The sequence below is a fragment of the Streptomyces lothianensis genome (genome assembly GCF_047779955.1).
Lineage (GTDB): Bacteria > Actinomycetota > Actinomycetes > Streptomycetales > Streptomycetaceae > Streptomyces.
Genome location: NZ_JBLMKT010000019.1, coordinates 56,865 through 81,254 on the forward strand (window position 1 = coordinate 56,865; position 24,390 = coordinate 81,254).

Sequence of the window (24,390 nt, forward strand, 5' to 3'; positions counted from 1 at the left end):
GCGAGGGCCTTCACCTCGAGTGCTGAAGAGGAGCACCCGAAATGCTTCGTCATGCTATCCCGCCTGCCCGCTTCTTCACGCAGGTCCCGAACGAAATCCTCCGCCATCCGCGTCTGTCCTCGGACGCGGTACGCCTGCTGACCTGGCAGCTCTCCCTCCCCGAAGGCGACAACGCGCCGCTGTCGAAAACCGCCGACCAGGCGGGGGTCAAGCGCGGCGCCTTCGCCCGCGCCAAGGAGCAGCTGAAGGCGGAGGGCTACCTGCACGAGTGGCGCGAGCAGTGCGGGCGCGGCCGCTGGGCCACGCGCCAGCTCGTCTCCAACGTGCCGCTGAGCGCGGCGGAGGCGGCGACGGTACGGGACGGGGGCGGCGGCACCGTACTCCCGGACGCACCCGCCGCACCCGACGCACCGGATGCGCCTGCCGAGCCGTGTGCACCGAGCGCCCCGGACGCACCGACTGCTCCCCCACCGGCCGTCGGTGAACCGACTCCTCGGGCCGTCGGCGGTCATCCAAGCGAATATCTCCTGGAGAACACCTCCAACCCTCCAGCCGCTGCCGCCACCGAGGCGGCCAGCGAGGCAGCCCGGGAGGCGGCCAGCGCTGCCACAGCCCCAGCCGCCGACCTGATCGGCGCCTTACGCGAACTGGACGGCCGCCTCCGCATCCCCCGCGCCATGACCGCCGAACTCACCGCCCACGTGGATGCCTGGCTCGCGGCCGGGCACACCCTCGCCGACGTACGCGAGCACATCGCGTACGGCCTGCCCTCCCCCGGCCGCCCGGTCTTCCGCCCCGGCGGCCTCCTGCGCTACCTCCTGAAGGACGTGCCGCCCGTCCGCGCACACGAGGAACCACGCGTGGCGGCCATGCGCGAGTGCACGGGCGAAACCCACCTCCACCCGCGCCTGTTCCGCCCCGTCACCACCGAAGCCCTCTGCCCCGACTGCCGCACGGCCCAGGCGGCCGACTCCCCGGCCCGTACCACCGCCGTACGCGGAGCCGCCTCCGTCCGCGCGGCTCTTAGGGGCTGCTGATGCGAGACGACCCGGCTCGGTTCAGCTCGGGTTCGACCAGTGGTCGACGTCGGGGTCGGAAGGGTCGCGGTGCACGGGCTTCTGGGTGCCCAAGGCGACCCAGGCCAGATAGACGGCCACGCACAGCGCCAGCAATCCGACCGGAATCAGTATCGCGATCAGCCATGTGGGCATGGATCCCCCGGTTCTGGGTTGGGAGCGGCCCGCTTGCCGTCCCGGCCCTCGCCGGGCGCCCTGCGATGCGCCTGGCGGGGCGAATCCGAACCGGCTTGCCGTCAGGCGTGGTTGAGGGCTTGGTTGAGGGTGATGCCGTGCTGGGTGCGCAGACGCCGGAGTTCCCAGTAGGACAACAGGGTGCCGGTCAGCGGCGGGACGATCAGGAACAGGACGCGCAGCGCCGTCGGCACTCCGGCCATGGGCGGGTCGAACAGTTGAATGAAGAAGATCCCCCACACCAGGAACGGTGAGATCAGCGGCGGCAGCACCTCGTGCACGTCGGCCACCCGGAAGACGGACACGACCGAGAAGAAGGCGCCCACGAGGAGGAACAGGTTGGCGACGGCGAACACCGGGAGCAGTACGAGTATCCCGATCAGCATGGGCACCAGGTCCCAGTCCGGAAGCGCGAGCCCGATGGCCGGACAGACCCGGAACGCCACAAGGTAGGCGGCCACCATGACCCCTACCGCCATCAGCGGGCTGCCGATCCTGCTGAGATAGAGATCCCGGCCGGCCCCTCGGGCCGCGGCGACGAAGGCGATGAGCACGAGCGGCACGGCGAACACCAGGATGGACACGCTCAGTGTCAGTTCACCGATCTTCTCCCGCATGGCCTCGTCCGAGTCCCAGTAGGCGAAGGTGACCCAGACGATGGCCCCCACGCCGACGAGTGATCGGGCGATCTGGAGTGCTTCGATCGTCTCGTCCACGACCCGGTCGGGGCGTGACGGCTTGAAGACCGCTCGCGCCGTCCGTACGACGTCGCCTACCCACGCTGCGTCACCGATGGCCACCGCCCCCTTGGGTTTGCCGAATACCGACGATCGTAAGGGAGTTGGCGAACCCTTCCTCGTGCTTGTTACGGAGCTGGGACGGGCCGGCAGGTCCGCACCGCCTCCGCTCTCGTGACGCGCCTACGGCGTGAAGGGGAGGCGGCGGGCGTGGCGGGCCGTGCCTGTGACGGTGGAGAGGAAGCCCTGGGCGCGCGGGGAGGCGTGGGTGGTGAGCCAGGCCGGGTCGATGTCGCAGACCGCGATCTCCACGCCGGTGCCCGCCAGGGCGAGGGGGAGGGTGTGGACGACGGTGGAGGGGAAGCTGAGGATGCGGCGTCCGGTCGGACCTCTGCGGGCGATGAGTTCGAGGGGGAGGTCGGGGCGGACGACTTCCAGGTTCGTGGCGGCGGCGAGGCGGTGGAGTTTCTCGGCGGACTCGCGGCGGTGGGCGAAGTAGCGGGTGGCGCCGTGGGCAGCGGCGAGGGCGCGGACCGCTTCGAGGTAGCGGTCGGGGTCGACGACCCCGGTTTCGACGAGTGAGGTGCCGACCAGGTCGGCACCTTTGGTGATCCGGGGCGGCCCGAAGCGGGTCCGGGTCCAGGAGAAGTCGTTGTGGATGAGCGCGATGCCCTCGGGCGCCGACATCGGCATGGAGGTGAAGACGGAGACCGTACGGGAGGGGGTGGGGGTCAGTCGGCGGCGGGCGGAGGAGGAGACGGGGGCGAAGAGGAGGTCACGGGGGCCCGGGCGGCCGCCGCGACGGTGCCAGCGGACCAGGCGTTCGCCGGCGGCGAGCTGGTTGATGAACTCCATGGTCGCGGTGCCGTCGTCGACCACGACGAAGGAGCGCGCCTCGCGGGTCAGGGTGAGGAGCAATTGTACGTAGCGGGAGAAGGGGTCGCCGATGACGATGCGGTGGGCCCCGCGCAGGAGCGGTCTGAGGCCGCCGATGGTGCGGAAGGGGGCGCTGGTTCCGCCGCGTGCCTCCTCCCAGCGGACCGTGTGCCCTTCCTGGCGGGCGAGTTCGGACACGCGGCGGAGCTGGCCGCGGGTCATGGGGTCCTTCGGGGAGAGTACGACGATCGTCGTGGCGGACGAACGGCGCGCGGAGGGCTCCGCGCGCGCGCCGTACTCGCCGGGCCCGGTGGCCCGGGCGTGCGCCCATTCCAGGACGTTGAGCAGTTGCACCGGGCTTTCGACGAAAGCCAGGGTTTCGGCGCGGGCCGGGTCCGCCGCATCCGTGGAGGATGCGGCGGACCCGCGTGTGGACGTCATCACGTCACCGTCGTCAAAGGGCGTCGGCGCGCTCAGACCGCGACCGGCTCGCGGTCGTCGGCCTCGGCGACGACGCCCGCGACCCGGCGCAGCTTCTTCATCGGGCCGAGCTCGGACTCGTAGACCTTCTTGACGCCGTCGCCGAGCGAGGCCTCGATGGTGCGGATGTCGCGGACGAGGCGGGTGAGGCCCTGCGGTTCGACGGAGGCGGCCTGGTCGGAGCCCCACATCGCGCGGTCGAGGGTGATGTGGCGCTCGACGAACGTGGCGCCGAGAGCGACGGCGGCGAGGGTGGTCTGCAGGCCGGTCTCGTGGCCGGAGTAGCCGATCGGGACGTTCGGGTACTCGGCCTGGAGGGTGTTGATCACGCGGAGGTTGAGCTCCTCGGCCTGCGCCGGGTACGTCGAAGTGGCGTGACAGAGCAGGATGTTGTCCGAGCCGAGGACCTCGACCGCGTGGCGGATCTGGCGCGGGGTGGACATGCCCGTGGAGAGGATGATCGTGCGGCCGGTGGCGCGCAGGGCGCGCAGGAGTTCGTCGTCGGTGAGGGAGGCCGAGGCGACCTTGTGGGCGGGGAGGTCGAACTTCTCCAGGAAGGCGACGGCCTCGGTGTCCCACGGCGACGCGAACCAGTCGATGCCGCGCTTCTTGCAGTGCTCGTCGATCGCGCGGTACTCGTCCTCGCCGAACTCGACGCGGTGGCGGTAGTCGATGTACGTCATCCGGCCCCAGGGGGTGTCGCGCTCGATGTCCCACTGGTCGCGCGGGGTGCAGATCTCCGGGGTGCGCTTCTGGAACTTGACCGCGTCGCAGCCGGCTTCGGCGGCCGCGTCGATCAGCTTGTACGCGTTGTCCAGGTCACCGTTGTGGTTGATGCCGATCTCGCCGGTGACGTAGACGGGGCGGCCGGGGCCCGCGGTCTTCTTGCCGAGGGTGCGGAGGCGGGAGGTGCTGGTCATGGTGGGGAGTTCCTAACTGGGCGATGAGGATGAGGGAGGCAAGTGGGTTGTGCGGTGGGGTGGGGTGGGTTACGGGGTGAGGTGAGGCCGGTTACGAGGTGAGGTCGGCCGTGGTGGCCGGGTGCTCGGGTCGGAGCTCCGGTCCCAGGAGCCACGTGGCGATCTCGCGGATCGCGCCGTCGCCCCCGTCCCGGGTGGTCAGCGCGCGGGCGGCGGCTCGTACGGTGTCGTGCGCGCTCGCGACCGCCACGGGCCAGCCGACGAGGCTGAAGCAGGGCAGGTCGTTGACGTCGTTGCCGACGTAGAGCACGCGCTCGGGCGCGATGCCCTGTTCCTCGCACCACTGCTTGAGGGCGAGGTCCTTGCGGTCGATGCCGTGCAGCACGGGCAGCTTGAGCTTGCGGGCGCGCGCGGCGACGACGGGGTTCTGTTCCGTGGAGAGGATCAGGAGCGGCAGGCCCGCATTGCGCAGGGCCGCGATACCGAGCCCGTCGCCCCGGTGCACGGTGACGAACTCCCTGCCGTCGGCATCGATCAGCACCCGGTCGTCGGTCTGGGTGCCGTCGAAGTCGAGGACCACGGCGTCCACGTCCGCGCGGGTCGGCAGGGTGCTGGTGCGGGTGGTGGTGCGGGTGGTGTCGAGGAGCGGGGCGAGGGCGCGGGCGCGGGCCAGGTCGTGCGGGTCGTCGATCTCCAGGACCCGGGCGGGGTCGGTGGCGATGAGGTCCGTACGGCCGAAGAAGCGGTGACCGGCGGCGCGGAAGCCGTCGGCGCGCATCGCGTAGACCGCGCCGGTCTCCAGGTGGTCCTGGGGGCGGTCCTGGCGGCGGGGGCGGAAGGCGGCGTCGTGGTTGACGCCGTGGCCGCCGGGGCCGCCAGGGCCGCCGGAGCCGCCAGGACCGCCGGGGCCGCGGGTGTCCTCGGAGTCCGCCGCGTCCCGCCACACGAAGCCGTGGAACGGCGCCACCGTCAGCGCGCTGTCCGCGCCCGCCTCGATGACCGCGGCGGCCGTACGGTCCACGTCCTCGCGGAGGATGAACGGGCTGGTGCACTGCACGAGCAGCACCACGTCGACGCCCGCGCCGTGCAGCGCCTCGTGCGCGTCGAGGGCGTGCAGCACGGCGGACTCGGAGGTCGCGGTGTCGCCGGCGATGGCGGCCGGGCGGCGTACGACCTCGGCGCCCGCGGCGCGGGCCGCGGCGGCGATGGCCTCGTCGTCCGTGGAGACCACCACGTCGGTCACCTGCCGCGCGGCCAGGCAGGCCCGTACGGCGCGGACGACGAGCGGGACGCCGCCGACCGGGGCGAGGTTCTTCGCGGGCACGCCCTTGGATCCGCCGCGCGCGGGGATCACGGCGAGGACCCTGCGTACGGACTTGGCGTCGCGCACCGCGGATCGGGTGGTCATCAAGCTGTCTCCTGAGGTGTGCGGGCGGCCGGTCACAGCTCCCCCATCCGCCGGATGACGGGTGCCACGCGCTGCACCCCTTGCCGGTAGGCGCCGCGCGCGGCCTGCCGCACGGCGCGGCGCACGGCGCCGGGGGGTGTCGCGGCCGTGGGTGCTCCGGGCAGCGGGCGGCCGTCGGGGCCGAGGTGGTGGCGGGCGAGGATGCCGGGCAGATAGCCGGGCGCGGTGGTGAGCGTGTAGTACGGGGCCAGGGGCGGCAGTTGCGGTTCGGCGAGCAGTTCGGTGATGCGCGTGCGGGCCGCGTCGAAGGCCGTCTCGTACGCGCCGTCCGCGGCGACTCCCTGACGCGCGAGCCAGCCCTCGTCCGGCACGGGGACGTGCCCCTCGTCGATCTGCTCCCAGGAGGCGAGGCAGCCGGAGCCGGTGAAGTGGTGGTTGCCGAGCGCCTCGCGCACCCCGAGGTCGGTGAGGATGGCGGTGGGGATGCGGCGGTGCAGCGCTTCGAGCGCGGCCGTGGAGCTCATGGTGACCAGCAGGTCGGTGCGGTCGAGGACCTCGCCCATGTGCCCGTAGACGAGGCGCAGGTTGGCGGGGAGCTCCTGGCCCTTGGCCAGTTTCTGGTACGGGAGTTCCTCGATGTGGGTGGTGTGCTCGCCGGGCTTGGAGCGGAGCTTCAGCAGGACTTCGCGGTCCGGGTGCAGCTGGGCGTGCCGGATCAGCCGGCGCAGCAGGTACGTGCGGTCGGCGCGGGTTGCCGGTACGGAGGGCTGGGCGGCGAAGCAGACGGTGTACGGCTCGGAGCCGGGCGAGTCCAACGGGCCGGGCGTGCCCAGCGGTCCGGGCGTGCCCAGCGGTCCGGGCGTGCCCAGCGGTCCGGGCGTGCCCTGCGGTGCGGGCGTATACGGGGCGCCGCCCAGGAAGGGCAGCGCACACTCCGTGACCGAACCGGCCTCGGCGCCCACCCCCTCGTACACGGCGCGGAACCGCTCCGCGTCCTGCAGGGAGTTGGCGAGTACGACGTCGGCGCCGTGGCGCAGGAGCAGTCCGTCGGCGAGCTTCTCGTAGACGACGCCGACGTATCCGGTGACGACGACGGGGCGGTCCACGCGGCCCTCCCAGACGCGGGCGAGCCCGTGCAGCATGGCCTGCACGCCGCCTCCGACGAGGGCGAGGACGAGGATGTCGTAGCCCTCGTCCGCGGCGCCCTCGTCCGCAGCGCCCTCCGCGAGTTCACATTCGTCCGCGCCGAGTTCCATGGCGTGCAGAAACTCCACCGCGGTGACTTCCCTGAGCCGGTCCGCGCGTACGCCGACTTCCCTCAGCTGACGCGGCGTCGGGGTGGAACGGCCGCGCAGGAGATATCCATCGAGACGGAATTCCGCATCCTCGCCGGCGATGCGCTGCGCCGTGAGGGCACCCCATTTCCAGCGGGTGTCGGAATCCGCGAGCACGGCAACTCGCCTGGTCTGCTTCTTGCTTGGCACGCCCCAGACGCTAGGAAGCAATTCGGGACTCGGGCCGAATCAAAGAACAACAACGGGTTAACAGCGCACCGCCGCTTTGCGAATCGCCTCGGCCCGCAGACCGGTTAACACGTTTTCCATTCCTTGTTCACCTTCGATTTCCTCTTCTCGCCCCGTTCGCCCACCGTTCACTTTTCCCTACCCCCGCAGTCATGCGCCGCACCCACGCCCGGAGCACAGTCCGCGGGGTGCGTACCTTGTGGCCGATACGGCCGAAGCCCCCGGTTTTCGAGGCGCTGTTGCGCGCCGGACAGGCCGCCCTTCCCTCGGAGCCCGGTCCTGCGCCGGAGCCCGAGCTGGCGTTGGAGCTCGCCGACACTGCGATCGCCCTGCGCCGTAAGTCACGGGCGGCCTGGCAGCTCAAGGCCCGCGCGCTCGACGCGCTCGGGCGCGGCACCGAGGCGGCGGCCGCCTTCCAGGCATACGTGGAGCTGGGCGGACGCGTCGAGGAGCCGCGGACGCATGCCGCCGAGAAACAGAACTGCCTGGACCGGGCCGTCGCCCTGCTCCCCCGGGGTCAACTCGCCGCAGCCCTGCGCGATCAGGAGCCGCCCGCACGGCTCAGTGCCGCCTTCGCCGCCGATACGACCGGGCTGCTGCGCAGCGAAGGCAGCGCGGGGGCCCGGCAGTTCGTCGAGCTCTACGCCACGTACGTACGGCTACTCGCGGAACCGCGGATGCCCGACCCGCTCCTCGGCGCCACCGAGCCGATCGGCGTCGGCGATCTGCGCAACCGGATCGCCGGACGCAGCATCGCCGTCGTCGCCGACAAGAGCGAGGTGGCCGGGCTCGAAGCGTACGACGTGGTGGTGCGGTGCGGGTTCTTCCCGGCCGGTCAGCGCGCCGACGTGCATGTCACCGACCACCGCAGCACCACCTGCTGGAACCGGGCGGTGACGACCCGGATCGTCTTCGGCGATCCGGGTGAGGAATGGCGGCAGGCGGTCCGGGCGATCATGCCCGACCGGCAGCGGTTCCTCGGGGACGCCTCCCTGCGGCGGCCCCTCTCCGATCCGGCACTGATCGGGGAGCGCGGGCACGGCGAGGCAAGCGCCGCCTTCAGCCTGTTGCGGCTGCTCGACTTCCTCGATGCGGGCCCGCGCCTCGATGTGTACGGGCTCGGCGCGCTGCACCGATCCGAGCGGGACTGGGTGGCCGGGCGGGCCACGGACAGCAACGGGACGAGGGCCACACTGCGATGACGACCACCACCACCCGGTCCGCCGCCACGCAAGCCACGGCCACGACCTCCCGTACCGCCGAGGTCGCCTCGTCGGCCACCTCGGCGTCCGGCTTCACGGGCGCACCCCGGACCGCCTTCCTCTGCCGGTACGGTCCCGGATTGCCGGATCTGCTGCGCAGCCTCGCCCTGACCAATCCGGAGCAATGCGAGGACTTCCTCGTGGTGAGCGGGGCCGGGGACATCGGCAGCGGTGAGCCGGGCAACGGGGCCGGTGAGCCGGGGAGCGGCGGCGATGATCTCGACGAGGCCCGCCGGCTGTATCCGCGGATCGTCGCGGAGGGCGACCCGGCCGCGTACGACCGGGTGATCCGCTGCGAACCCGGCTGGACCATCGGTCCGAAGCTGACCGTCCAGCTCGAACCCGGCGACGAGGAGCGGCGGCTCTACCGGCTCACGGACACCGCGTTCCGTGCCGCGTACGCCGCCCTGCCCGGCGACAAGCACCCCGAGCTGCTCCTGCACCTGGGCCGCCCGCTCTTCGACGAGCGCCCCAAGGTCGACCTGGCCCGTCAACTCGGCCTCGCCTACCGGAGCCTGGGCCGATACGAGGAAGCCGTCGAGGTGCTCACCGCGGTGCGGGCCCGGGCCGACCAGCCGCGCTTCCACGAGACGCTCGGATCGGCGCTCCTCGCCGTCTCGCGCTACGACGAGGCCGCCACGCACCTCCTCCTCGCCACCGCCGATCCGACGCTCGCGCCGAAGGCGTTCAGCCAGCTCGCCCGGCTCGCCTGGTTGCGGGGCGAAGACGGTCAGGCCCGCCGGTTCGGGCGCGAAGGGCTGCAGGCCGAGCCCGGCAACCGCGTCTGCCGCACCCTCCAGCGGCCGGAGGCATACGGCGTGCCCGAGCCGCCGCCCCCCGGTGACGGCATCGATCCCGGCCGTCAGCTCGCCCATGTCGCGCTCTACGCGAGCGGGCAGGAGAACGCCGGTGACAAGGAGCTGCCCGATGCCGTACGCCGCTGTCTGAGCCCTCTCGTCGACGGCACCGGCAGCACGCGCACCGACAGCGTGGGCACCGACAACGCGGGCACCGGCACCACCCGTGCGGTCTCCGGCGACCCCGACCCCCGCCTCTGGCACCCCGTCCCCGTGCACCGCCTCTTCGACGAGGCGGCGCTCGACCAGGTCAACGCACGGCGCGGGCTGATCGTGGGCGGCGGCGGGCTGTTCCTGCCCGACACCATGCCCAACGGCAACAGCGGCTGGCAGTGGAACATCCCGGACGAGCTGCTCGCCCAAATCGAGGTGCCGCTCGCCGTCTTCGCCGTCGGCTTCAATCTGTTCGAAGGCCAGGGCTACCACCGCGAAGGATTCCGGCGGAGCCTCGAACTCCTCGTGGAGAAGTCCGCGTTCTTCGGCCTGCGCAACCGCGGGTCGGTCGAACGGGTCCGTGACCTGCTGCCCGTACGGCTGCAGGAGAAGGTGGTCCACCAGCCCTGCCCGACCACCCTCACCCGCCTGCTCGTCCCGGAGAACGCCCTGGACCGCGCCGTGGAAAGCGGTGAGGGGAACGGCGAGAAGGGCACCCCGGCGGAACCGGCACCCACACCCACGCCCGCCCCCACCGTGCACATCAACTGCGCCTACGACCGCGCGGCCCTCCGCTTCGGCAGCGGCTACGGCAGCTTCCTCGCGCAGCTCGCGCAGACCGTACGCGCCCTGCGCCCGTACGCCGAGGTGCGCTGTGCCGCGCACACGCCCGCCGATGAACAGTTCACGTACGACCTGCGGCGCGAGCACGGGCTGACCGTCCCCGTCGACCCGCTGTACGACCGCTCGAACGCGCAGATCCTGGCGCTGTACCGCCGCACGCGGCTCGTCATCGGGATGCGCGGGCACGCCACGATGATCCCGTTCGGCTGCGGAACCCCGGTCATCAGCCTGGTCTCGCACCCCAAGATGGCGTACTTCCTGGCCGATATCGCCCGCCCGCAGTGGGGCGTGTCCGTACACGATCCGCGGCTCGCGGAACGGCTGACCGAGCTGGCCGTCGGCATGCTCACGGAGCATGCCGCGGCGGCCGCCGATGTACGGGACCGGCAGCGCGAGCTGTGGGCCATCACCCGCACCAATCTCGACACGCTCCACAGAAGGATGTCCGCATGAGCACACCCGACGCCCCGGCCACCGAACAGGCCGTCCCGCCGCCTCGTACGACCGGGAGCGGGACCGCTCGTGCCGTCAAGCGTGTCCACCGCGACGACGTGGATCTGCTGCGGCTCCTCGGCTCCGCGGGAGTGATCCTCAGCCATGTCGGCGCGCAGTACATCGCGGCCGTGCAGAAGGACCCGGCCAACGGCTCCGGGGCGTACTGGGCGGGCATGAGCGTCGACTCCTTCGGCGCCTACGCGGTACCGGTGTTCTTCGCGATCGCCGGCTGGGCCGTGCTCGTCGGGGCGCCGCCGAAGGACAGCGCGCGGATGGGGAGGCGGCTGAAGAAGACGCTCATCCCGATGTTCGTGTGGACGGCGCTGTACATCCTGTGGGCCAGATTCCGTGACACGCACGAGGATCCGGTGGCCGAGCTCGCGGTCGGCTCCCTGTTCGGCTCGGTGCGGCCCGCGTACCACCTGTGGTTCATGTACGCGTATCTGCCGGTCATCGTGCTGCTCGCGTTCGTGGTGCTGCTGCGGGCCGGTCAGCGGCCCTGGGCGCTCGGTGCCGTACTGGCCGTCGTGGCCGCCGGGCCGCAGCTGTTCGCCGACATCGGCGAGCTCGGCGGGGTCGAACTGCCCAGGTTCGGCTGGGGCTTCGGCGTCTACTCCCTCGTGTACGCGGTGCTCGGCGCCCTGCTGATCGGCCTGACCTCCCGGGGCGGGCGGCGCGCCCGGTTCGTCTGGGCGGGGATCGCGCTCGCGGCCGCGGGCACGGTGCTGTGGTACCAGTCGCAGGTGCACTATGCGATGCCGAACGCCAGTGTCGTCGGAGGGGTGTTCATGGCGGCGGTCATCCTCGCCGTCAGCCGGCTGCGCCTCCCGGAGCGGGTGCGGCCCGTCACCAAGCGACTGGCGGGCGCCGGGCTCGGCGCGTACTTCTGTCACGTGCTCGTCATCGACCTCGTGGCCCGCCCCTTCGTCTCCGCCGATGCATCGCCCGCCGCGGCCTGGGCGCAGGTCCTCGGGCTCACGGCGCTCGTGATCTGCTGCTCCTTCGCGGCCTCGCTGGCCTGGCAGCGGATCGGTTTGCAGAAGTATCTGGGGTGAATCAGACGAGTGGCGACAACGGGCTGGGCCTGTGGGGAACCTCCCCACAGGCCCAGCCCGTTCAGTTGGATCCGGCGAGCTTCCGGCGGGCCTTGCGCAGAGCCCGCACCGCCGTACGCGCGGCCGGGACGTGGCGGCCCTGGGTGATGCCGCCCGGCAGTTCGAGGGCGGTGAGGCGCTTGCGCTTGAAGTAGCGGCGGGTGTCGGCGGCGAGGTGCTCGCGCAGCCAGCGCTCCGCGGTAGGCCGCAGCCTGCGGTGGCGCTCGGCCTGCATGCAGTAGCCCACGGTCTCGACGAGCGGCTGCAGTTCGGCCGCTGTACGGACGGGGTGATCCGGGCGGTCCGGGCCGTCGAGTTCGCGTACGCAGGCATCGATGATGGTCACCGGGATCCGGTTGCTGTTCTGGTACGGCTTGAGCCGCTCCAGGAGCAGGTCCGTGCCGACCCGGGCCACCGGGATCCCGTACAGCGTGGCCGCCGTCATCATCGCCGTCGAGAAACAGCCGACGACCAGCCGCGGCTCGATGAGCCCGTAGAGCGTCTCGGCGAGCATCGGCCGTTCGAGGACGGTCAGTGTCACGCCCGCGTCCGCGGCGGCCTTCTCCAAGGCCTTCGAATAGCGGGCGGGCGCGGTCGGGTGGGGCTTGAACAGCACCGAGGTGTGGCCCTGTGCGGCCGCCCCACGCAGCATCCGCGCGTGCAGTTCCTCCTCCTCGGCCACGCTCAGGATGTTGAGCGCGGCGAGGTACTGGCCGAGGAGCACGGCGGTCGGGGGCTGCGGTGTGCCGGTCGCCGACTGTCCGGCGGTGGCGGCGGGTTCTGCGTCCGGCGAGGCGACGAGAGGTTCCGTGCCCGCCGAGATCTCGTCGAGCACCGCGCGGAAGGTGTCCCCCGGCACCACCTGCGCGGGCACCGCGTACTCGGTGAGCAGCAGCGGCCGCAGGCCCGGTACGAGGTCGAGGTGGAGGAGCCGCTGGATACGGCAGGTGAGGTGGCCGGGCAGTTTGTCGCGGGTGGGGCCGTAGCTCATGAGCCCGTCCGCGTACACGTGCACGTCCGCGTCGGGGAAGAGGACCGTGAGCGCCTTCGCGGGCGCCGCCGTCACCGTCTCCACGACCAGCTCCACCCGGCCGTCGCCGAGCCCCCAGGCCTGCCGCAGCAGCCGCTGCCAGACAGGGGCGTCGGCCTGGTTCGGTGTCCACAGGCTGGGGTGGTGCGGGGCGATCTCGCGGTTGTAGTCCCGTACTTCGTCGAATCGGGCGGCGAGCGCGGGCCAGCCGCGCATCTCGTCGAGCCGGGTGGCGGTCTCGGGGACGGCCGCGTTGTTGCTCACGAGGAGGATGCGGCGGGCCCCGGCCGCGGGCCCGAAGAGCCCGGCGTCCAGCGCGGCGGCCAGGGTCGCCGCGCCGTACAGCGTCGAGACCTCGAAGATCTGGGTGGTGGGGTCACGATCCGGCACAGTCCTAGGCGGCCTTTCCTCGTACGGTGAGCAGTCTGCGCAGCGTGGCGCTGCGGCGTTCGTCCATCTCGGTCAGCGTCTGCTCCAGGACCGCGCGGGGCATCCGCCGCAGCGCGGCCGCGGACTCCTGCTTCAGGCGGCGGCTGAGGCCGGGTTCGAGGCGGTCGGATTTCTTCGCGTGGAATTCGAGCAGCGCGCAGTACGTCCTGATGGCCTTCGGCAGAAAGCGTTCTGCCTCCGGGTCCTGCTGCACGGCGGCCAGCATGGCGTCGTGCGCGGGGATGAAGTCGAGCTGGCGGTCGTCGCTGATCTGGGTCAGCGAGGTCGCGGTGCCCCGCCGGTAGAAGACGCCGAGCAGACCGGTCACGGCGAAGGTCTCGGCGGCCAGGTGCAGATGCCAGGTCCACAGCCGGTCCTCGGCGGTGCGCAGGCGCGGCGTGAAGCGCAGGGCGCCGTCGGCGAAGAGGCGGCTGTGGTAGATCCCGGCCCAGACGAACGGGTAGTCCACCATCGTCTCCATGTCGGCCGGGGCGATCCCGTCCCGCGCGGGCAGCACGACGTCGCGGCGGCGGGCCGGGGCGCGGCGGACGGTGCGTTCGCGGTCGGTGACCTGCACATGGTCGGTGCGGAGGAAATCGCAGCCCAGGTCCTGCGCCCTCGCGAGCAGCTCGCGCAGGTATCCGGGGGCGTACCAGTCGTCGCCGTCGAGGAACGTCAGATACTCGCCGCCCGCCGCCTCGATCCCGGTGTTGCGGGCATGGGCGATGCCGCGGTTCGTCTCGTGCCGGAGCACCCGGGTGCGGGGCAGTTCGCGTGCGGCCCGGTCCAGGAGCTGCGGCGTCGCATCCGTCGAGCAGTCGTCGACAAGAAGGAACTCCGTGTCCGGGTGCGCGTTGCGCGCAAGCGAACGGAGGGTGTCCTGGGCGAACTCCTGGACGTTGTAACACGGCACGATCACTGACAGTTTGAGCACCCGAGCAGGCTAGGTGCGGGGTGCTGGCCGTGGGCTGCCCTGCTGGCGGCGGTCGGGTGAACTCTGGGTGCCGGGTGGGGAAACCGGGTGGGCCGCCGACCGGAGGAGACATGATGCGCGACCACGCGCCGAACTTCATCCCTCCGGCCGTCCGGTCCACCTCCTGGTGGAAATAGCCGTTCGGAACCCGCCTCGGCCACACGCCTGCCAAGCAGGCGGCGCGCGTACGCAGACAGATCCTCAACCAGTGCCCGGCTCGCAACCGGTCCTCTGCTCACCAACGGCGGCGATCCCCGCGACCACGGCCCGCAGTCCGTCCTCGAACCCCGTGTCGTGGTCGCGGAACAGCTCGTCGCCCGCCGCCGAGGCGTGCGGGTACGGGGCGAGGCGTGCGGCGCGGGCCTCCAGGTCGTAGCCCTCGTCGCCGTCCGCGCCCGGGGCCGGGCCCATCGCCTGCTCCTCGATCACGTAGCCGATCGTGTAGCTGTACGCCGTGAACCAGGCGCGGGCCGCCGTCTTCGGGGTGAAGCCCGCGGCGACCAGGGCGGCGAGCATGCGTTCCATCGGCTCGGCGTACGAGGTGTCGGTGAAGCGGGTGCCGCTGTACACCTTCGCGCCGTCGCGGTAGCGCAGCAGGTGGCCGCGCAGGCCGCGCATCGCGTCGGTGAGGGTTTCCTGCCAGGTGCTGCCCTCGGTGGCCGCGGCGGTCATGTCGGCCGTCATGCGGCGGAGCATCTCGGTGGCCATCTCGTCGAGGAGGGCCTGCTTGTCCTTGAAGTGCCAGTACAGGGCGGGGGCCTTGACGTCCAGCTCCTTCGCGATGGTGCGCAGGGACAGGCCTTCGAGGCCCACGTCGCCGAGGAGGCGAAGGGCGGTGGCGGCGATGTGGCGGCGGTCGAGTTTGGCGGGGGGCACGAAGGCATTGTGCCCTCCTGGCCTGGACGTCTTGACGACTTAACGGTGTTAAGTGCACTCTCGGAAAGGTGCACTTAACACCGTTAAGGAGGCAAGGGTGCTCGACGTACTGATCGTGGGAGCCGGTCCGGCCGGACTGACCATGGCCGTGGACCTGGCCAGGCGCGGAATCGGCACACGGGTCGTGGAACAGGCCGACGGGCTGTTCCCGGGGTCCCGGGGCAAGGGGCTGCAGCCCCGGACCCTGGAGGTGTTCCACGACCTGGGAGTCCTGGACGAGGTGCTCGCCGCCGGCGGACCCGCTCCCGTCGGCATGGTGTGGACCGACGGCCAGCGGCGCGGCGAGCACGACTTGTTCGCGGAGGAGACCCTGGAGCCGAGCCCCGCCGAGCCGTACGCGGGCCGCCCGTGCATGCTGCCGCAGTGGCGGACGCAGGAGATCCTGTACCGGCGGCTGCGTGAGCTCGGCGGGGAGGTCGAGTTCGGGCGGGGCGTCACCGGTCTGCGCCAGGACGACGGCGGTGTGACCGCGCGGCTCGGAGACGGCACGGAGGTCCGTACGAGGTACGTCGTCGCCGCGGACGGCGGGCGCTCAACCGTCCGCCGCCTGCTCGGCATCGGCATGGCGGGCGAGGAGGTCGACCCCGCCCCCACTCTCGTGGCCGACGTACGACTGACCGGCCTCGACCGGGACAACTGGCACCTGTTCCCGAGCCACCCCGGCGGCCTGCTCGCCCTCTGCCCCTTGCCCGGCACGGCCGACTTCCAGCTCATGGCCCAGTTCAGGACGGGCACCCCGGACACCTCACCGGGCGGCGTCCGCAAGCTGATCGACGCCCGCACGCACCTGACGGCCGACGACGTCACCGCGGTCCGCTGGTCCTCGGACTTCCGCCCGCGCGCCGCCCTCGCCGACCGCTTCCGCGCGGGCCGCGTCTTCCTCACCGGGGACGCCGCCCACGTCCATTCCCCGGCGGGCGGCCAGGGTCTCAACACCAGTGTCCAGGACGCGTACAACCTGGGCTGGAAGCTCGGCCAGGTCCTGCGTGGCCGGGCATCCGCAGCGCTGCTCGACACGTACGAGGAGGAACGCCGCCCCCTGGCGGCCGAGATGCTCGGCCTCTCCACCCGGATCCATCGCGGCGAACAGTCCCGCGGCCGCGCCACCCAGCAACTCGGCCTCGGCTACCGCGACTCCTCGCTCTCGCTCGGCACCGCGGACGGCACGCTGCGGGCGGGCGAACGCGCCCCCGACGGCCTCGTCGACGGCATCCGCCTCTTCGACCTCTTCCAGGGCCCGCACTTCACCCTGCTCGCGGTGGGTGTGGAGCCGCCCCCGCCCGGGGACGGCGACGGCCTGCTCCGCACGGCCCGCATCAACTCGTACGAGGCGTACGGGGACGGCCTTTTCCTCGTACGCCCGGACGGTTACGTGGGGTGGGCGAACGCGACCCCTGTGGGGCTCGAACAGGTCCGGACGGCGTTCGGGTGCTGGTAGCAGTTGGCAGTGCTGGTCAGTCGCCGTCGAGGAGGGTGTCCACGGACAGGTCGAGGGTGAGGCCGACGGACTCGGGCACGGGAACCGACTGGCCGCGCTTGTAGTGGCGCGGGGCGGGGTACTCGCCGTCGGCCGGGTCCTGGTAGAGGAGCACCTCGTCGTGTTTGCGGTCGACGATGAGGTAGGCGGGGACACCGGCCTGGGCGTAGCACTCGACCTTGGGGCCGAGGTCGTCGGCCCAGTTCGACGAGGTCACTTCGACGATGAGGCGGAAGACGTTGGGGGCATAGCAGTTCTTCGCCACGTGGGCGTCCCTGAAGTCCTCGTCGACGACGGAGAAGTCGGGGACCGCGTAATCGTCCGGCAGGGTGGGCAGCCACAGGCCGATTACCTGAACGTACCGGAGCCCTGCTCTGCGTGCCCCGGCACCGGCGAATGCTTCGACCAGCCACGTCAGCGACAGGGCATGCGAGCCATCAGCAGGCGGTGTCACAGTGAGCCTCCCCTGGAGAATCTCCACGCGGTGCCCAGGCAGGGACTGTGAGAGCAGGTCGGCGGCGTCGCCCAATGTCATCTCATGTTGCAGTACAGCCACGGCATCCTCCTTCTGGAGTGACTCTGTCTAGAGCGTAGCCACGCCCGTCGGGAATCGGCCCGGGATCACCCGTTCGAGGCGCTCACAACGCTCACACGCTGCTCAGCGACAGTTTCACCGCAAAGCCGATGAACAGCGCGCCCGCCGCCGAGGTCGCCCCCGCCGACAGGGCACGGCGTCGGCGGAAGGCCGCCGCGAGGCGGGTGCCGCCGAAGATCAGGGCGGAGAGGTACAGGAAGCTCGCGAGCTGGGCGAACGCGCCGAGCACCACGAACGACAGTGCCGGATGCGCGTACGAGGGGTCCACGAACTGGACGAAGAAGGCGATGAAGAACAGGATCGCCTTCGGGTTGAGCAGGCTGACCACGAAGGCCCGGCGGAAGGGCCTCTCGCCCTTCCCCGTCGGCGCGTTCTCCGCCGAGTCCGCCGAGTGCGCCGAGCCTTCCTCGGCCGCCGCCCGTTCGAGCCGTTCCCGCCGGGTGCGCCACATCGACCACGCGGCCCGCAGCATGCCGATGGCCAGCCACGTCAGATAGCCGGCGCCCGCGAACTTGACGATCGAGAACAGCAGCGCGTTGGCCTGCAGCAGCGAGGCCACACCGGCCGCCGAGAGCGCCATGAGCACCGTGTCGCCGCACCAGACGCCCGCCGCGGCGGTGTACCCGGCGCGTACGCCGCGGCGGGCGGCGACCGACAGGACGTAGAGCGAGTTGGGGCCCGGGAGCAGGATGATGACGATCAGTCCCGCGAGGTAGGTCGGCAGATCTATGACACCCAGCATGGGCGGGAGTGTCGCATGAAAGGCGGATTCGGGTCACGGCCGTTTCGCATCCCGGAAATCGCCGATCCGGGTCGGCCTCCGGATCGGTCTCCGGATCGGCCTCCGGATCGGCCTCCGGATCGGTCTGCGCACAGGCGTCCGTACAGGCCCCGTACGGCTTCCGCACAGGCCTCGTACGGCCTCTGTACGGCCTCCGCACATGCGTTGACCGGAAAGAGTCACCCTTCCATAACGCATCCGCGGATCGAGCTGCCGGTTGGCAACCAATCCTGGCCGGGCAGCATCTATGGGGAAACGCGGCAGGTACGGGGCCTGCGGCAGCCGGGGTCCTGGGGGGACACAGATGAAGCAGAACACGTTCGGCGGCGTCACGCGCAGAGTGCTCGCGGCAGCCGTGGTGGTCGCCGCGGCGGCGGGATGCGCGGGGACGGGCACGGGCGCGCCGACGGCCGCGTCCTCGAAGAGCGCGGCGCCCACGCAGTCCACGACGACCGACGACAAGCCGGCGGGGGATCCCTCGCAGTCCGCGGAGCCTTCGAGGCCCGCGGAGCCGAGCTCCGCTCCCTCCGCGTCCGCCTCTCCCTCCGCGTCCGCCTCTCCCTCCCTGCCCGACGGGCCCGAGGCGCAGAGCGCGGTCCTCAGCCCCGGCGACAAGGGCAAGAAGGTACGGGAACTGCAGGCGCGGCTGCGGCAGATCGCCTGGCTCTTCGCATACCCGGACGGCTCGTACGGTGACTCCACCGTCAAGGCCGTCAAGGGTTTCCAGGGCAAGCGGGGGCTGCCGAAGACCGGCGAGGTGGACGCGGTCACCTGGAAGAAGCTGCTCGGGATGACCTCGAAGCCGGGGTACTTCGAGCTGTACGCGGGCGGGGATCAGCCGGCCGCGAAGCCGGACCCGCGGTGCCTGGAAGGGCGGGTCCTGTGCATCAGCAAGACCAGCCGCACGCTGGTGTGGATGGTCGACGGCAAGGCGAAGCTCACGGTGGACGTACGCTTCGGCGGGCCCGCCACGCCCACGCGCGAGGGGCTCTTCAAGGTGGACTTCAAGTCCCGGTACCACCACTCGACGCTCTACGACACGCCGATGCCGTACGCGATGTTCTTCAGCCGCGGACAGGCCGTCCACTTCTCCTCGGACTTCAAGGCCCGGGGCTACGCGGGGGCCTCCCACGGCTGCGTGAACGTCCGCGACGAGGCGAAGATCGCTTCGCTCTTCGAGCAGGTACGCAAGGGCGACAAGGTCGTCGTGTACCGGTGAGGTGAGGTGAGGGAGTGGGGGGGGCGCGGGATGGGACCGGGGGAACGAGTCCCACCCCGCGCCGACTGCACCGAGCCGAGGGATACGGGGGGAATCCCGGCTCGTGCACGCCGATGACCAGTCGGCTCACTTCTATCTGCGCCGACGGACGCGAAAGTGTCACACCCTGACGAGAAAATTTCTGAGATCGGGGGAAAGTGCAGGTCAGAGGGGTGAGTGAGGCAGCACTGCGGAGCCTCTTGGCGGTGCGGTCGGGGCGGAGGCCGTGGTGCCGCCCACCGCACCGTCCTCGTCAGCATCGCCGTCCCGGTCGTCACCGGTCCCGCCGCTCCCCTTGTCCTCACCGGTCCCGCCGCTCTCGCTGCCCTCGCCGCCGGTGCCGCCCTCGCCCTTGCCGCCCTCGGCCGTGCCGCCGCCGAGCACGCCGCCGTCGTACTCCTCGCCGTCGCCCCGCTCGTACTTGCCGGCGAGTACGTCCGAGCAGAAACGGCCGACCCGCTCGGCCCCGTCGGCCGCCTTCTCGAGCCGTTTGCGCAGTTCCTCGTCGAGTGGCCGCCCAGCCACCCGAGCGCGGCAGGCCTCGACCGTACGGTCATAGGAATCGCCCTCGGCCCACTGCTGCCGCTTGCCGTCCTCGCTCGACGCGTCCTTGCCACCACTGCCGTCGGTGTCGGTCGTCGTATCGCCTTCGCCTTCGCCGGGTTCGGCCGGCCCGGAGCTCCCGCCGGTCGCGGCGGAGGGTTCCCGCGCGCCGTCGGTCGAGGTGACGCCCGGCTCCGGGGCGTCCGGCGGCGTGGCCGCGGCCGAGACGGTTGCGGCGGGTCCGGGGTCGTCGCCGCCGAACGGTGTCGGCAGCACGCCCGTGCCCGCGGCCACGGCGACCCCGCCGATCGCGCCCACCGCGAGCGCGGCGGCCAGACCGAAGCGCAGGGGGCGTGCCCAGAGCCGTCCCGCCCCGGCGGGCACCGCGTGGGCGCCCTTTCTCGTACGTACCGGCATTACGGGCGTATCGGATGCCGCACCCGCGGCGCCGGATGCCGCCGCTGCAGACGCCGCTGCGCCGGACGCCGCCGCACCATGCCCCGCCGCCCGGAACGCCGCCACAGCGGCCGCCTCACCGGGCAGCTCCCCGGGCAACTCACCGTGCACGGAGCCCGACCGCGCCCCCGATACGGAGCCCACCGGCTCCCCGGCCGCGCCGTCGGCCCGCGCCCCGGACGCACCGTCCGACAGCCCACCGGGCACGGCACCCGACTGCTCGCCCGAGGCACCCGCCCCCGCCCCCGCCTCCAGCCGCAGGGCGTCGAGCGTGCGGGCCAGCCGTGCCGCCCGCTGTGCCGCCTCGCCGTCGCGACGGCCGTCGACGGCATCAAGAGGCTCACCGCGCAGCAGTCGCTCCGCGGCGTCCTTCGTCAACCACCGGTTGTCCTCGTCGGCCATCACATGTCCTTCTGCGTCCGCATCCGCGAATGCGTCACACCACCGGTGCGGTCGTGCTCCGTTTCGTCGGGACGTTCGTGCGTGACCCCGCCGTGTCCGCGGGGTGCCGGGGCGGTGCGTCCGTTCCACTGTCCGGGTACGGCGCCGAGCGCTCCGGCGGCCTTGCGTTCATCGGGTCCGAGCAGCTCGGCGAGCTTCTTCAGCCCGCGGTGCGCGGCCGTGCGTACGGCTCCGGGACGCTTCCCGAGGGTCTGCGCCGCGCTCTTGGCGTCGAGCCCGACGACCACCCGCAGCACCACGGCCTCGGCCTGGTCCTGCGGCAGCCGGGCGATCAGCTCCATCGTGCGCCCGGTGGCGAGCGCCTCCATGGCCTCGCCGTACGTGTCGGACTCGGCGGGCTTGCCGGTGAGTTCGCTCTCGTCGCCGCCGACGGCGGGCCTGCGCCCCCGCATCCGTACATGATCGAGCGCCCGGTTGCGCGCGATGCGCGCCGCCCAGCCGCGGAAACGGTCCCCGTCCCCGTCGAAGCGGCCGATGTCCCGGGCGATCTGCAGCCAGGCCTCGGACGTGATGTCCTCGGCCTCCAGATCGCCGACCAGGGTGCGGACGTACCCGAGCAGCCGCGGATGCACTTCGCGGTACACGGCGCGGAACGCCGCCTCGTCCCCACCCTGCGCCGCGAGCACCGCGGCGGTCAGCTCCGCGTCATCCCCCAGCAATGCCTCATCCTGCCCATGTCGCAGCCCCGTGCGATGCAGCACGGTACGGCGTTCGCCTATGTCACGTCCATGTTTGTACAACGCGCAACAACGGGGTCACACAGCGGGGTGTGACACAAAACGCATCCGTGACGCTGTAAGGAATGCGGGCAGCTCTCCCCAAGGACCGCCCGCACACGCAACAGCCGGAGGCCTCTCCTGTGGGGGGTGGCGGCCTCCGGCTGTTCGCTTGGATGCCACTCGCTCGACCTGCGGAAACGTGACTCAGGCGGGTGGTACATGACGGCGAGGAGACGGTCGAGCCGGCCTCGCATGACGTCGGGTCCGCCGAGTTGGCGCAGAGGACCCGTTCGGCGAGCAGGACGTTGAAGATCCGGTCCCCCTGGCCTCCGCGTAGACCGGAAGCGCTTCGCGCTGCCGGGACTCCGCTCCGGACTTGAGTTGACGTCGACACTCCAGGCACAGCTCCTCGTCCGCCCCCTGCACGAACCGGAGAGGAGCATGCCGCATTCGCTGACTCCGCACTGCACGGCCCCGGAACAGACGGCGCGGACTTCGCGCGGCGGTGTCAGCGGGTGTCGGTGGGCGGGTCCTCGCCATCCGCCGGTCCGATCCGGTCGACGCTCGCCGACAAGGACCACGCGATCGCGAAGGTGATGGCCGCCATGAGGGCATAGGAGAGGGACGCGCCCCAGGCGCTCATCGTGCTGTCCGAGCCCTTGCTGGGGAACCAGAACTCGGCCGTCGGGCCGTCGGCGACGAACTCCACGAGCGCCGCGACGGCGAGCCCCGAGAGCCCGAGTACGGGAACGCTGCAGACCAGCATCAACTTCCATCGTTGCTTCACGAAACCCCCTGTAGACACGGCTGTACGGTACGGCCGGGGACGGGTCGGCCGGACTGTCAGGCGGCCTCCGGCTGTTCGCTTGTCCGGCACGGAAGGTATCAGGGAGTGTCCGTCAGGGCGTGTCCATCAGGGCCTGCCCGTCAGGGGGCGTCCGGTCCACGCCCCGGGCCCCGGGCCCCGGGCCACACCCCGGGCGACGGAGGCGCGCCCCAGCCCGCCGTCCGCCGGGCGCGGCGGCCGGTCGCATAGCCGCCGATGCCGAGTCCGATCCCGGTCAGCGTGAGCACACCGCCCACGATGCCCAGGGCGACAAGCGTGTACGGGACGGCCGGGTTGTCGACCACTCGCCCGAGCACCCCCGATGCCGCGACGCTTCCCGAGCGGTCGTCGAGGAAGTAGCGGGAGTCGTTCGAGTTGGCGCGGTTGTCGCCGAGCAGGAAGAGCCGGCCCTCCGGCACGTGTACGTCGTACGGCTCGTGGACGGCCGGGAAGTCCTCCCTCGTCAGGTACGGCTCGTCGAGCGGCTCGCCGTTCACCTCGACGCGCTCGCCGTCCGGGGACTCCACGTGATCGCCGCCGACGCCGATGACCCGCTGCAGGACCGGTGCGCCCCCGTACCGTCCGGGCACGTCGACGAGCACGACATCACCGCGTCGTATCGCGTCGGTGTCGACGACTTCGGTGACCAGCCGGTCGCCGACCTGATACGTGGGCTCCATCGCCTGGCCCCGAACGGTGACGCCCTCGTAGTCCGTACGCGCGAACCCGATTCCGGCCACCATCAGCACCAGTCCGACCGGGAGCAGCAACCAGGCCGCGGTCCGGAGACCGCGGCCTGCTCGTGCCTGCTGCATCAAGGACTCTTCTCTTCCTTCTGCTCCGTACGGACACCTGAGGGGACGGCCGTACGGACGCCTGCGGGGACGGCCGCCGGCCCCTGCCGGAGGTCGATCAGGCCGCACACCGCGACGCCCACCACCAGGAACGCCGCCATGCCGGACAGCAGGGCGACCTCCACATACGACTTCGGTGTCAGCCACACCGCGAAGCCCGCCCCGCCGGCCCCCGCGAGGGCCGCCGCGCCGACCGCGACGGCCAGCCTCGTACGCCGGGCGCCGCCGCCTGGTGCGTGGGCGCCGCTGACGGGTGCGTGGGCGCCGGTCCGTACGCCTGCGTCGCCGCGTATGCCCGCGTCATCCCGTACACCCGCGTCATCCCGTACGTCCCCGGTCTCCGCCAGCGCCGCGCGTCCGGCCCCCGCGCACGCGAGCACCGCCGTCAGCACGCCCGCCGCCAGCGCCAGGAACTGTGTCCCGAACAGCAGCCCGTAGCGCACCGCGAGCGCGGGTACGAAGAACAGCGCCAGCCAGTGCCGCAGCGCATGGACCACGAAGGACAGGGTGGGCGCGGGCCCGTTCCGTACGGGCAGCCGGGGTGCGGCAGCCCGTAGGCAGAGCAGGGCGGCCGCGGCCGCGCAGGCGAGCGCGAGGCGGTCGTCGAGGCGGCCCAGGTTGTAGAGGAGCGCGGTCTCGTAGACGACGAGGACAAGACCGCCCAGCGCCGCCAGCGAGCCGATGAAGACGAGCAGGCCGCCGACGGAGGCGGACACCTGGCCGCCCGTCGCCCGGTCCCGCGCCGCCGCACGAGCCATCAGCCACGGGGTGACGACGGCCGATACGGCACGCAGCAGCAGGTCGTCCACCGTGTACGGGTTCCGTACATCCCACTCGACCAGGCAGAAGACGAGGGTGTACGAGGCGGCGGCCAGCGGGAGCAGGGGTGAGCGGGCGATCAGCCGGTACAGGGGTGCGTCCAGCCAGCGCAGGACGGTCGCGAACGCCAGGAGAACGAAGGGGAGTTCAAGGAAGGCCTGCACGCGCAGCACGCTCGGGGCGAGGAGCTCCGGCGCGGGTACGGCGGCCACCAGGCCGTGCAGGGCGGTGGGCAGCTCGGCCAGATCGAACCAGCCGGCGGGCAGGTGACGTGCGATGAACGACGGGTCGCCGGCGTGGACGCGGTCCACGTAGACGGTGAAGAGGAGTTGGTTGACGTACACGGCCGCCGTGACGAGCGCCAGCCAGAAGGGCGGGGAGACGCGGAGGCGGTGGAGTCGGCTCACCGGTCCGGTGGGCTCTCGAGCGCGGCGGGGCTCTGGAGCGCGGCGGGGCTGGGTGGCGACGCCCGGCTCACGCCCGGTAGCCCGGGCACGTGGGGTGCGCGGGGTGCGCGGGGTGCGCGGGGTGCGCGGGGTGCGCGGGGTGCGCG

21 protein-coding genes and 1 pseudogene are annotated in these 24,390 nt (G+C 71.9%); 6 read left to right on the top strand and 16 right to left on the bottom strand.

Annotation, left to right across the window (positions count from 1 at the left end):
• Positions 1–41: 41 nt before the first annotated feature.
• Entirely contained in the window at positions 42–1,037 is a 996-nt protein-coding gene (locus ACLF6P_RS04040) for a hypothetical protein (RefSeq protein ID WP_415948119.1), read from the top strand.
• Positions 1,038–1,058: 21 nt separating this feature from the next.
• Here ACLF6P_RS04040 and ACLF6P_RS04045 read toward each other — a convergent pair whose 3' ends face one another.
• The 6 genes from ACLF6P_RS04045 to ACLF6P_RS04070 form a co-directional block, all read right to left on the bottom strand.
• Positions 1,059–1,211 (bottom strand): hypothetical protein, encoded by a 153-nt coding sequence (locus ACLF6P_RS04045; protein WP_415948121.1) that lies wholly within the window; start codon positions 1,209–1,211, stop codon positions 1,059–1,061.
• A 101-nt stretch (positions 1,212–1,312) separates the two neighbouring features.
• Positions 1,313–2,050, bottom strand: a complete 738-nt coding sequence (locus ACLF6P_RS04050; protein ID WP_415948123.1) for a hypothetical protein — start codon at positions 2,048–2,050, stop codon at positions 1,313–1,315.
• A gap of 120 nt (positions 2,051–2,170) precedes the next feature.
• Complete coding sequence (locus ACLF6P_RS04055) at positions 2,171–3,304, bottom strand: hypothetical protein (RefSeq protein ID WP_415948125.1); 1,134 nt, start codon at positions 3,302–3,304, stop codon at positions 2,171–2,173.
• Between the two features lie 32 nt (positions 3,305–3,336).
• On the bottom strand, positions 3,337–4,263 hold the full coding sequence (locus tag ACLF6P_RS04060) for an N-acetylneuraminate synthase family protein (protein ID WP_415948126.1): 927 nt from the start codon (positions 4,261–4,263) through the stop codon (positions 3,337–3,339).
• A gap of 91 nt (positions 4,264–4,354) precedes the next feature.
• The gene (locus tag ACLF6P_RS04065) at positions 4,355–5,671 is read right to left on the bottom strand and encodes a cytidylyltransferase domain-containing protein (RefSeq protein WP_415948128.1); all 1,317 of its coding nucleotides are present in this window, start codon (positions 5,669–5,671) and stop codon (positions 4,355–4,357) included.
• A 32-nt stretch (positions 5,672–5,703) separates the two neighbouring features.
• Complete coding sequence (locus ACLF6P_RS04070) at positions 5,704–7,155, bottom strand: DUF6716 putative glycosyltransferase (RefSeq protein ID WP_415948130.1); 1,452 nt, start codon at positions 7,153–7,155, stop codon at positions 5,704–5,706.
• Between the two features lie 227 nt (positions 7,156–7,382).
• Between ACLF6P_RS04070 and ACLF6P_RS04075 the strand changes: the two genes are divergently transcribed.
• The 3 genes from ACLF6P_RS04075 to ACLF6P_RS04085 are packed head-to-tail and all read left to right on the top strand — an operon-like array spanning position 7,383 to position 11,640.
• Positions 7,383–8,396: a hypothetical protein gene (locus tag ACLF6P_RS04075; protein WP_415948131.1), complete on the top strand. Its 1,014-nt coding sequence runs from the start codon at positions 7,383–7,385 to the stop codon at positions 8,394–8,396.
• The gene (locus ACLF6P_RS04080; RefSeq protein ID WP_415948132.1) at positions 8,393–10,543 is read left to right on the top strand and encodes a polysaccharide pyruvyl transferase family protein; all 2,151 of its coding nucleotides are present in this window, start codon (positions 8,393–8,395) and stop codon (positions 10,541–10,543) included. Before ACLF6P_RS04075 ends, ACLF6P_RS04080 begins: the two co-directional genes overlap by 4 nt.
• On the top strand, positions 10,540–11,640 hold the full coding sequence (locus tag ACLF6P_RS04085) for an acyltransferase (protein WP_415948133.1): 1,101 nt from the start codon (positions 10,540–10,542) through the stop codon (positions 11,638–11,640). Before ACLF6P_RS04080 ends, ACLF6P_RS04085 begins: the two co-directional genes overlap by 4 nt.
• Before the next feature lie 61 nt (positions 11,641–11,701).
• On the opposite strand, the gene ACLF6P_RS04090 is transcribed toward ACLF6P_RS04085, so the two are convergent.
• The 3 genes from ACLF6P_RS04090 to ACLF6P_RS04100 all read right to left on the bottom strand — a co-directional run bounded on the left by ACLF6P_RS04090 (position 11,702) and on the right by ACLF6P_RS04100 (position 14,987).
• A complete protein-coding gene (locus ACLF6P_RS04090; RefSeq protein WP_415948134.1) occupies positions 11,702–13,099 on the bottom strand; it encodes a polysialyltransferase family glycosyltransferase in 1,398 nt (465 codons plus the stop codon).
• 4 nt (positions 13,100–13,103) lie between these two features.
• On the bottom strand, positions 13,104–14,072 hold the full coding sequence (locus ACLF6P_RS04095; RefSeq protein ID WP_415948135.1) for a glycosyltransferase family 2 protein: 969 nt from the start codon (positions 14,070–14,072) through the stop codon (positions 13,104–13,106).
• Positions 14,073–14,312: 240 nt separating this feature from the next.
• Positions 14,313–14,987, bottom strand: coding sequence for a TetR/AcrR family transcriptional regulator C-terminal domain-containing protein (locus ACLF6P_RS04100; protein WP_415948136.1), 675 nt, complete (start codon positions 14,985–14,987; stop codon positions 14,313–14,315).
• Between the two features lie 142 nt (positions 14,988–15,129).
• On the opposite strand from ACLF6P_RS04100, the gene ACLF6P_RS04105 reads away from it, so the two are divergent.
• Entirely contained in the window at positions 15,130–16,485 is a 1,356-nt protein-coding gene (locus ACLF6P_RS04105) for an FAD-dependent monooxygenase (protein WP_415948158.1), read from the top strand.
• A 16-nt stretch (positions 16,486–16,501) separates the two neighbouring features.
• Here the strand turns inward: ACLF6P_RS04105 and ACLF6P_RS04110 are convergent, their stop codons facing one another.
• Both ACLF6P_RS04110 and leuE read right to left on the bottom strand, forming a co-directional pair.
• Complete coding sequence (locus tag ACLF6P_RS04110; protein ID WP_415948137.1) at positions 16,502–17,080, bottom strand: Uma2 family endonuclease; 579 nt, start codon at positions 17,078–17,080, stop codon at positions 16,502–16,504.
• Positions 17,081–17,171: 91 nt separating this feature from the next.
• The gene (gene leuE, locus ACLF6P_RS04115; RefSeq protein WP_415948139.1) at positions 17,172–17,861 is read right to left on the bottom strand and encodes a leucine efflux protein LeuE; all 690 of its coding nucleotides are present in this window, start codon (positions 17,859–17,861) and stop codon (positions 17,172–17,174) included.
• Between the two features lie 343 nt (positions 17,862–18,204).
• On the opposite strand from leuE, the gene ACLF6P_RS04120 reads away from it, so the two are divergent.
• Positions 18,205–19,119, top strand: a complete 915-nt coding sequence (locus tag ACLF6P_RS04120; protein WP_415948141.1) for a L,D-transpeptidase family protein — start codon at positions 18,205–18,207, stop codon at positions 19,117–19,119.
• Between the two features lie 204 nt (positions 19,120–19,323).
• Here the strand turns inward: ACLF6P_RS04120 and ACLF6P_RS04125 are convergent, their stop codons facing one another.
• The 5 genes and pseudogenes from ACLF6P_RS04125 to ACLF6P_RS04145 all read right to left on the bottom strand — a co-directional run.
• Positions 19,324–20,559, bottom strand: coding sequence for a hypothetical protein (locus tag ACLF6P_RS04125; protein WP_415948142.1), 1,236 nt, complete (start codon positions 20,557–20,559; stop codon positions 19,324–19,326).
• Positions 20,559–21,278, bottom strand: coding sequence for an RNA polymerase sigma factor (locus ACLF6P_RS04130; RefSeq protein WP_415948143.1), 720 nt, complete (start codon positions 21,276–21,278; stop codon positions 20,559–20,561). Before ACLF6P_RS04130 ends, ACLF6P_RS04125 begins: the two co-directional genes overlap by 1 nt.
• A 568-nt stretch (positions 21,279–21,846) precedes the next feature.
• Positions 21,847–22,104 carry a hypothetical protein gene (locus tag ACLF6P_RS04135; RefSeq protein ID WP_415948145.1) on the bottom strand — a complete coding sequence of 86 codons (258 nt, stop codon included), beginning with the start codon at positions 22,102–22,104 and terminating at the stop codon, positions 21,847–21,849.
• Positions 22,105–22,265: 161 nt separating this feature from the next.
• Positions 22,266–22,979 (bottom strand): signal peptidase I, encoded by a 714-nt coding sequence (lepB, locus tag ACLF6P_RS04140; RefSeq protein ID WP_415948146.1) that lies wholly within the window; start codon positions 22,977–22,979, stop codon positions 22,266–22,268.
• Positions 22,979–24,390: pseudogene (locus ACLF6P_RS04145) on the bottom strand (hypothetical protein); the annotation flags it as partial. The pseudogene ACLF6P_RS04145 and the gene lepB, both read right to left, overlap by 1 nt.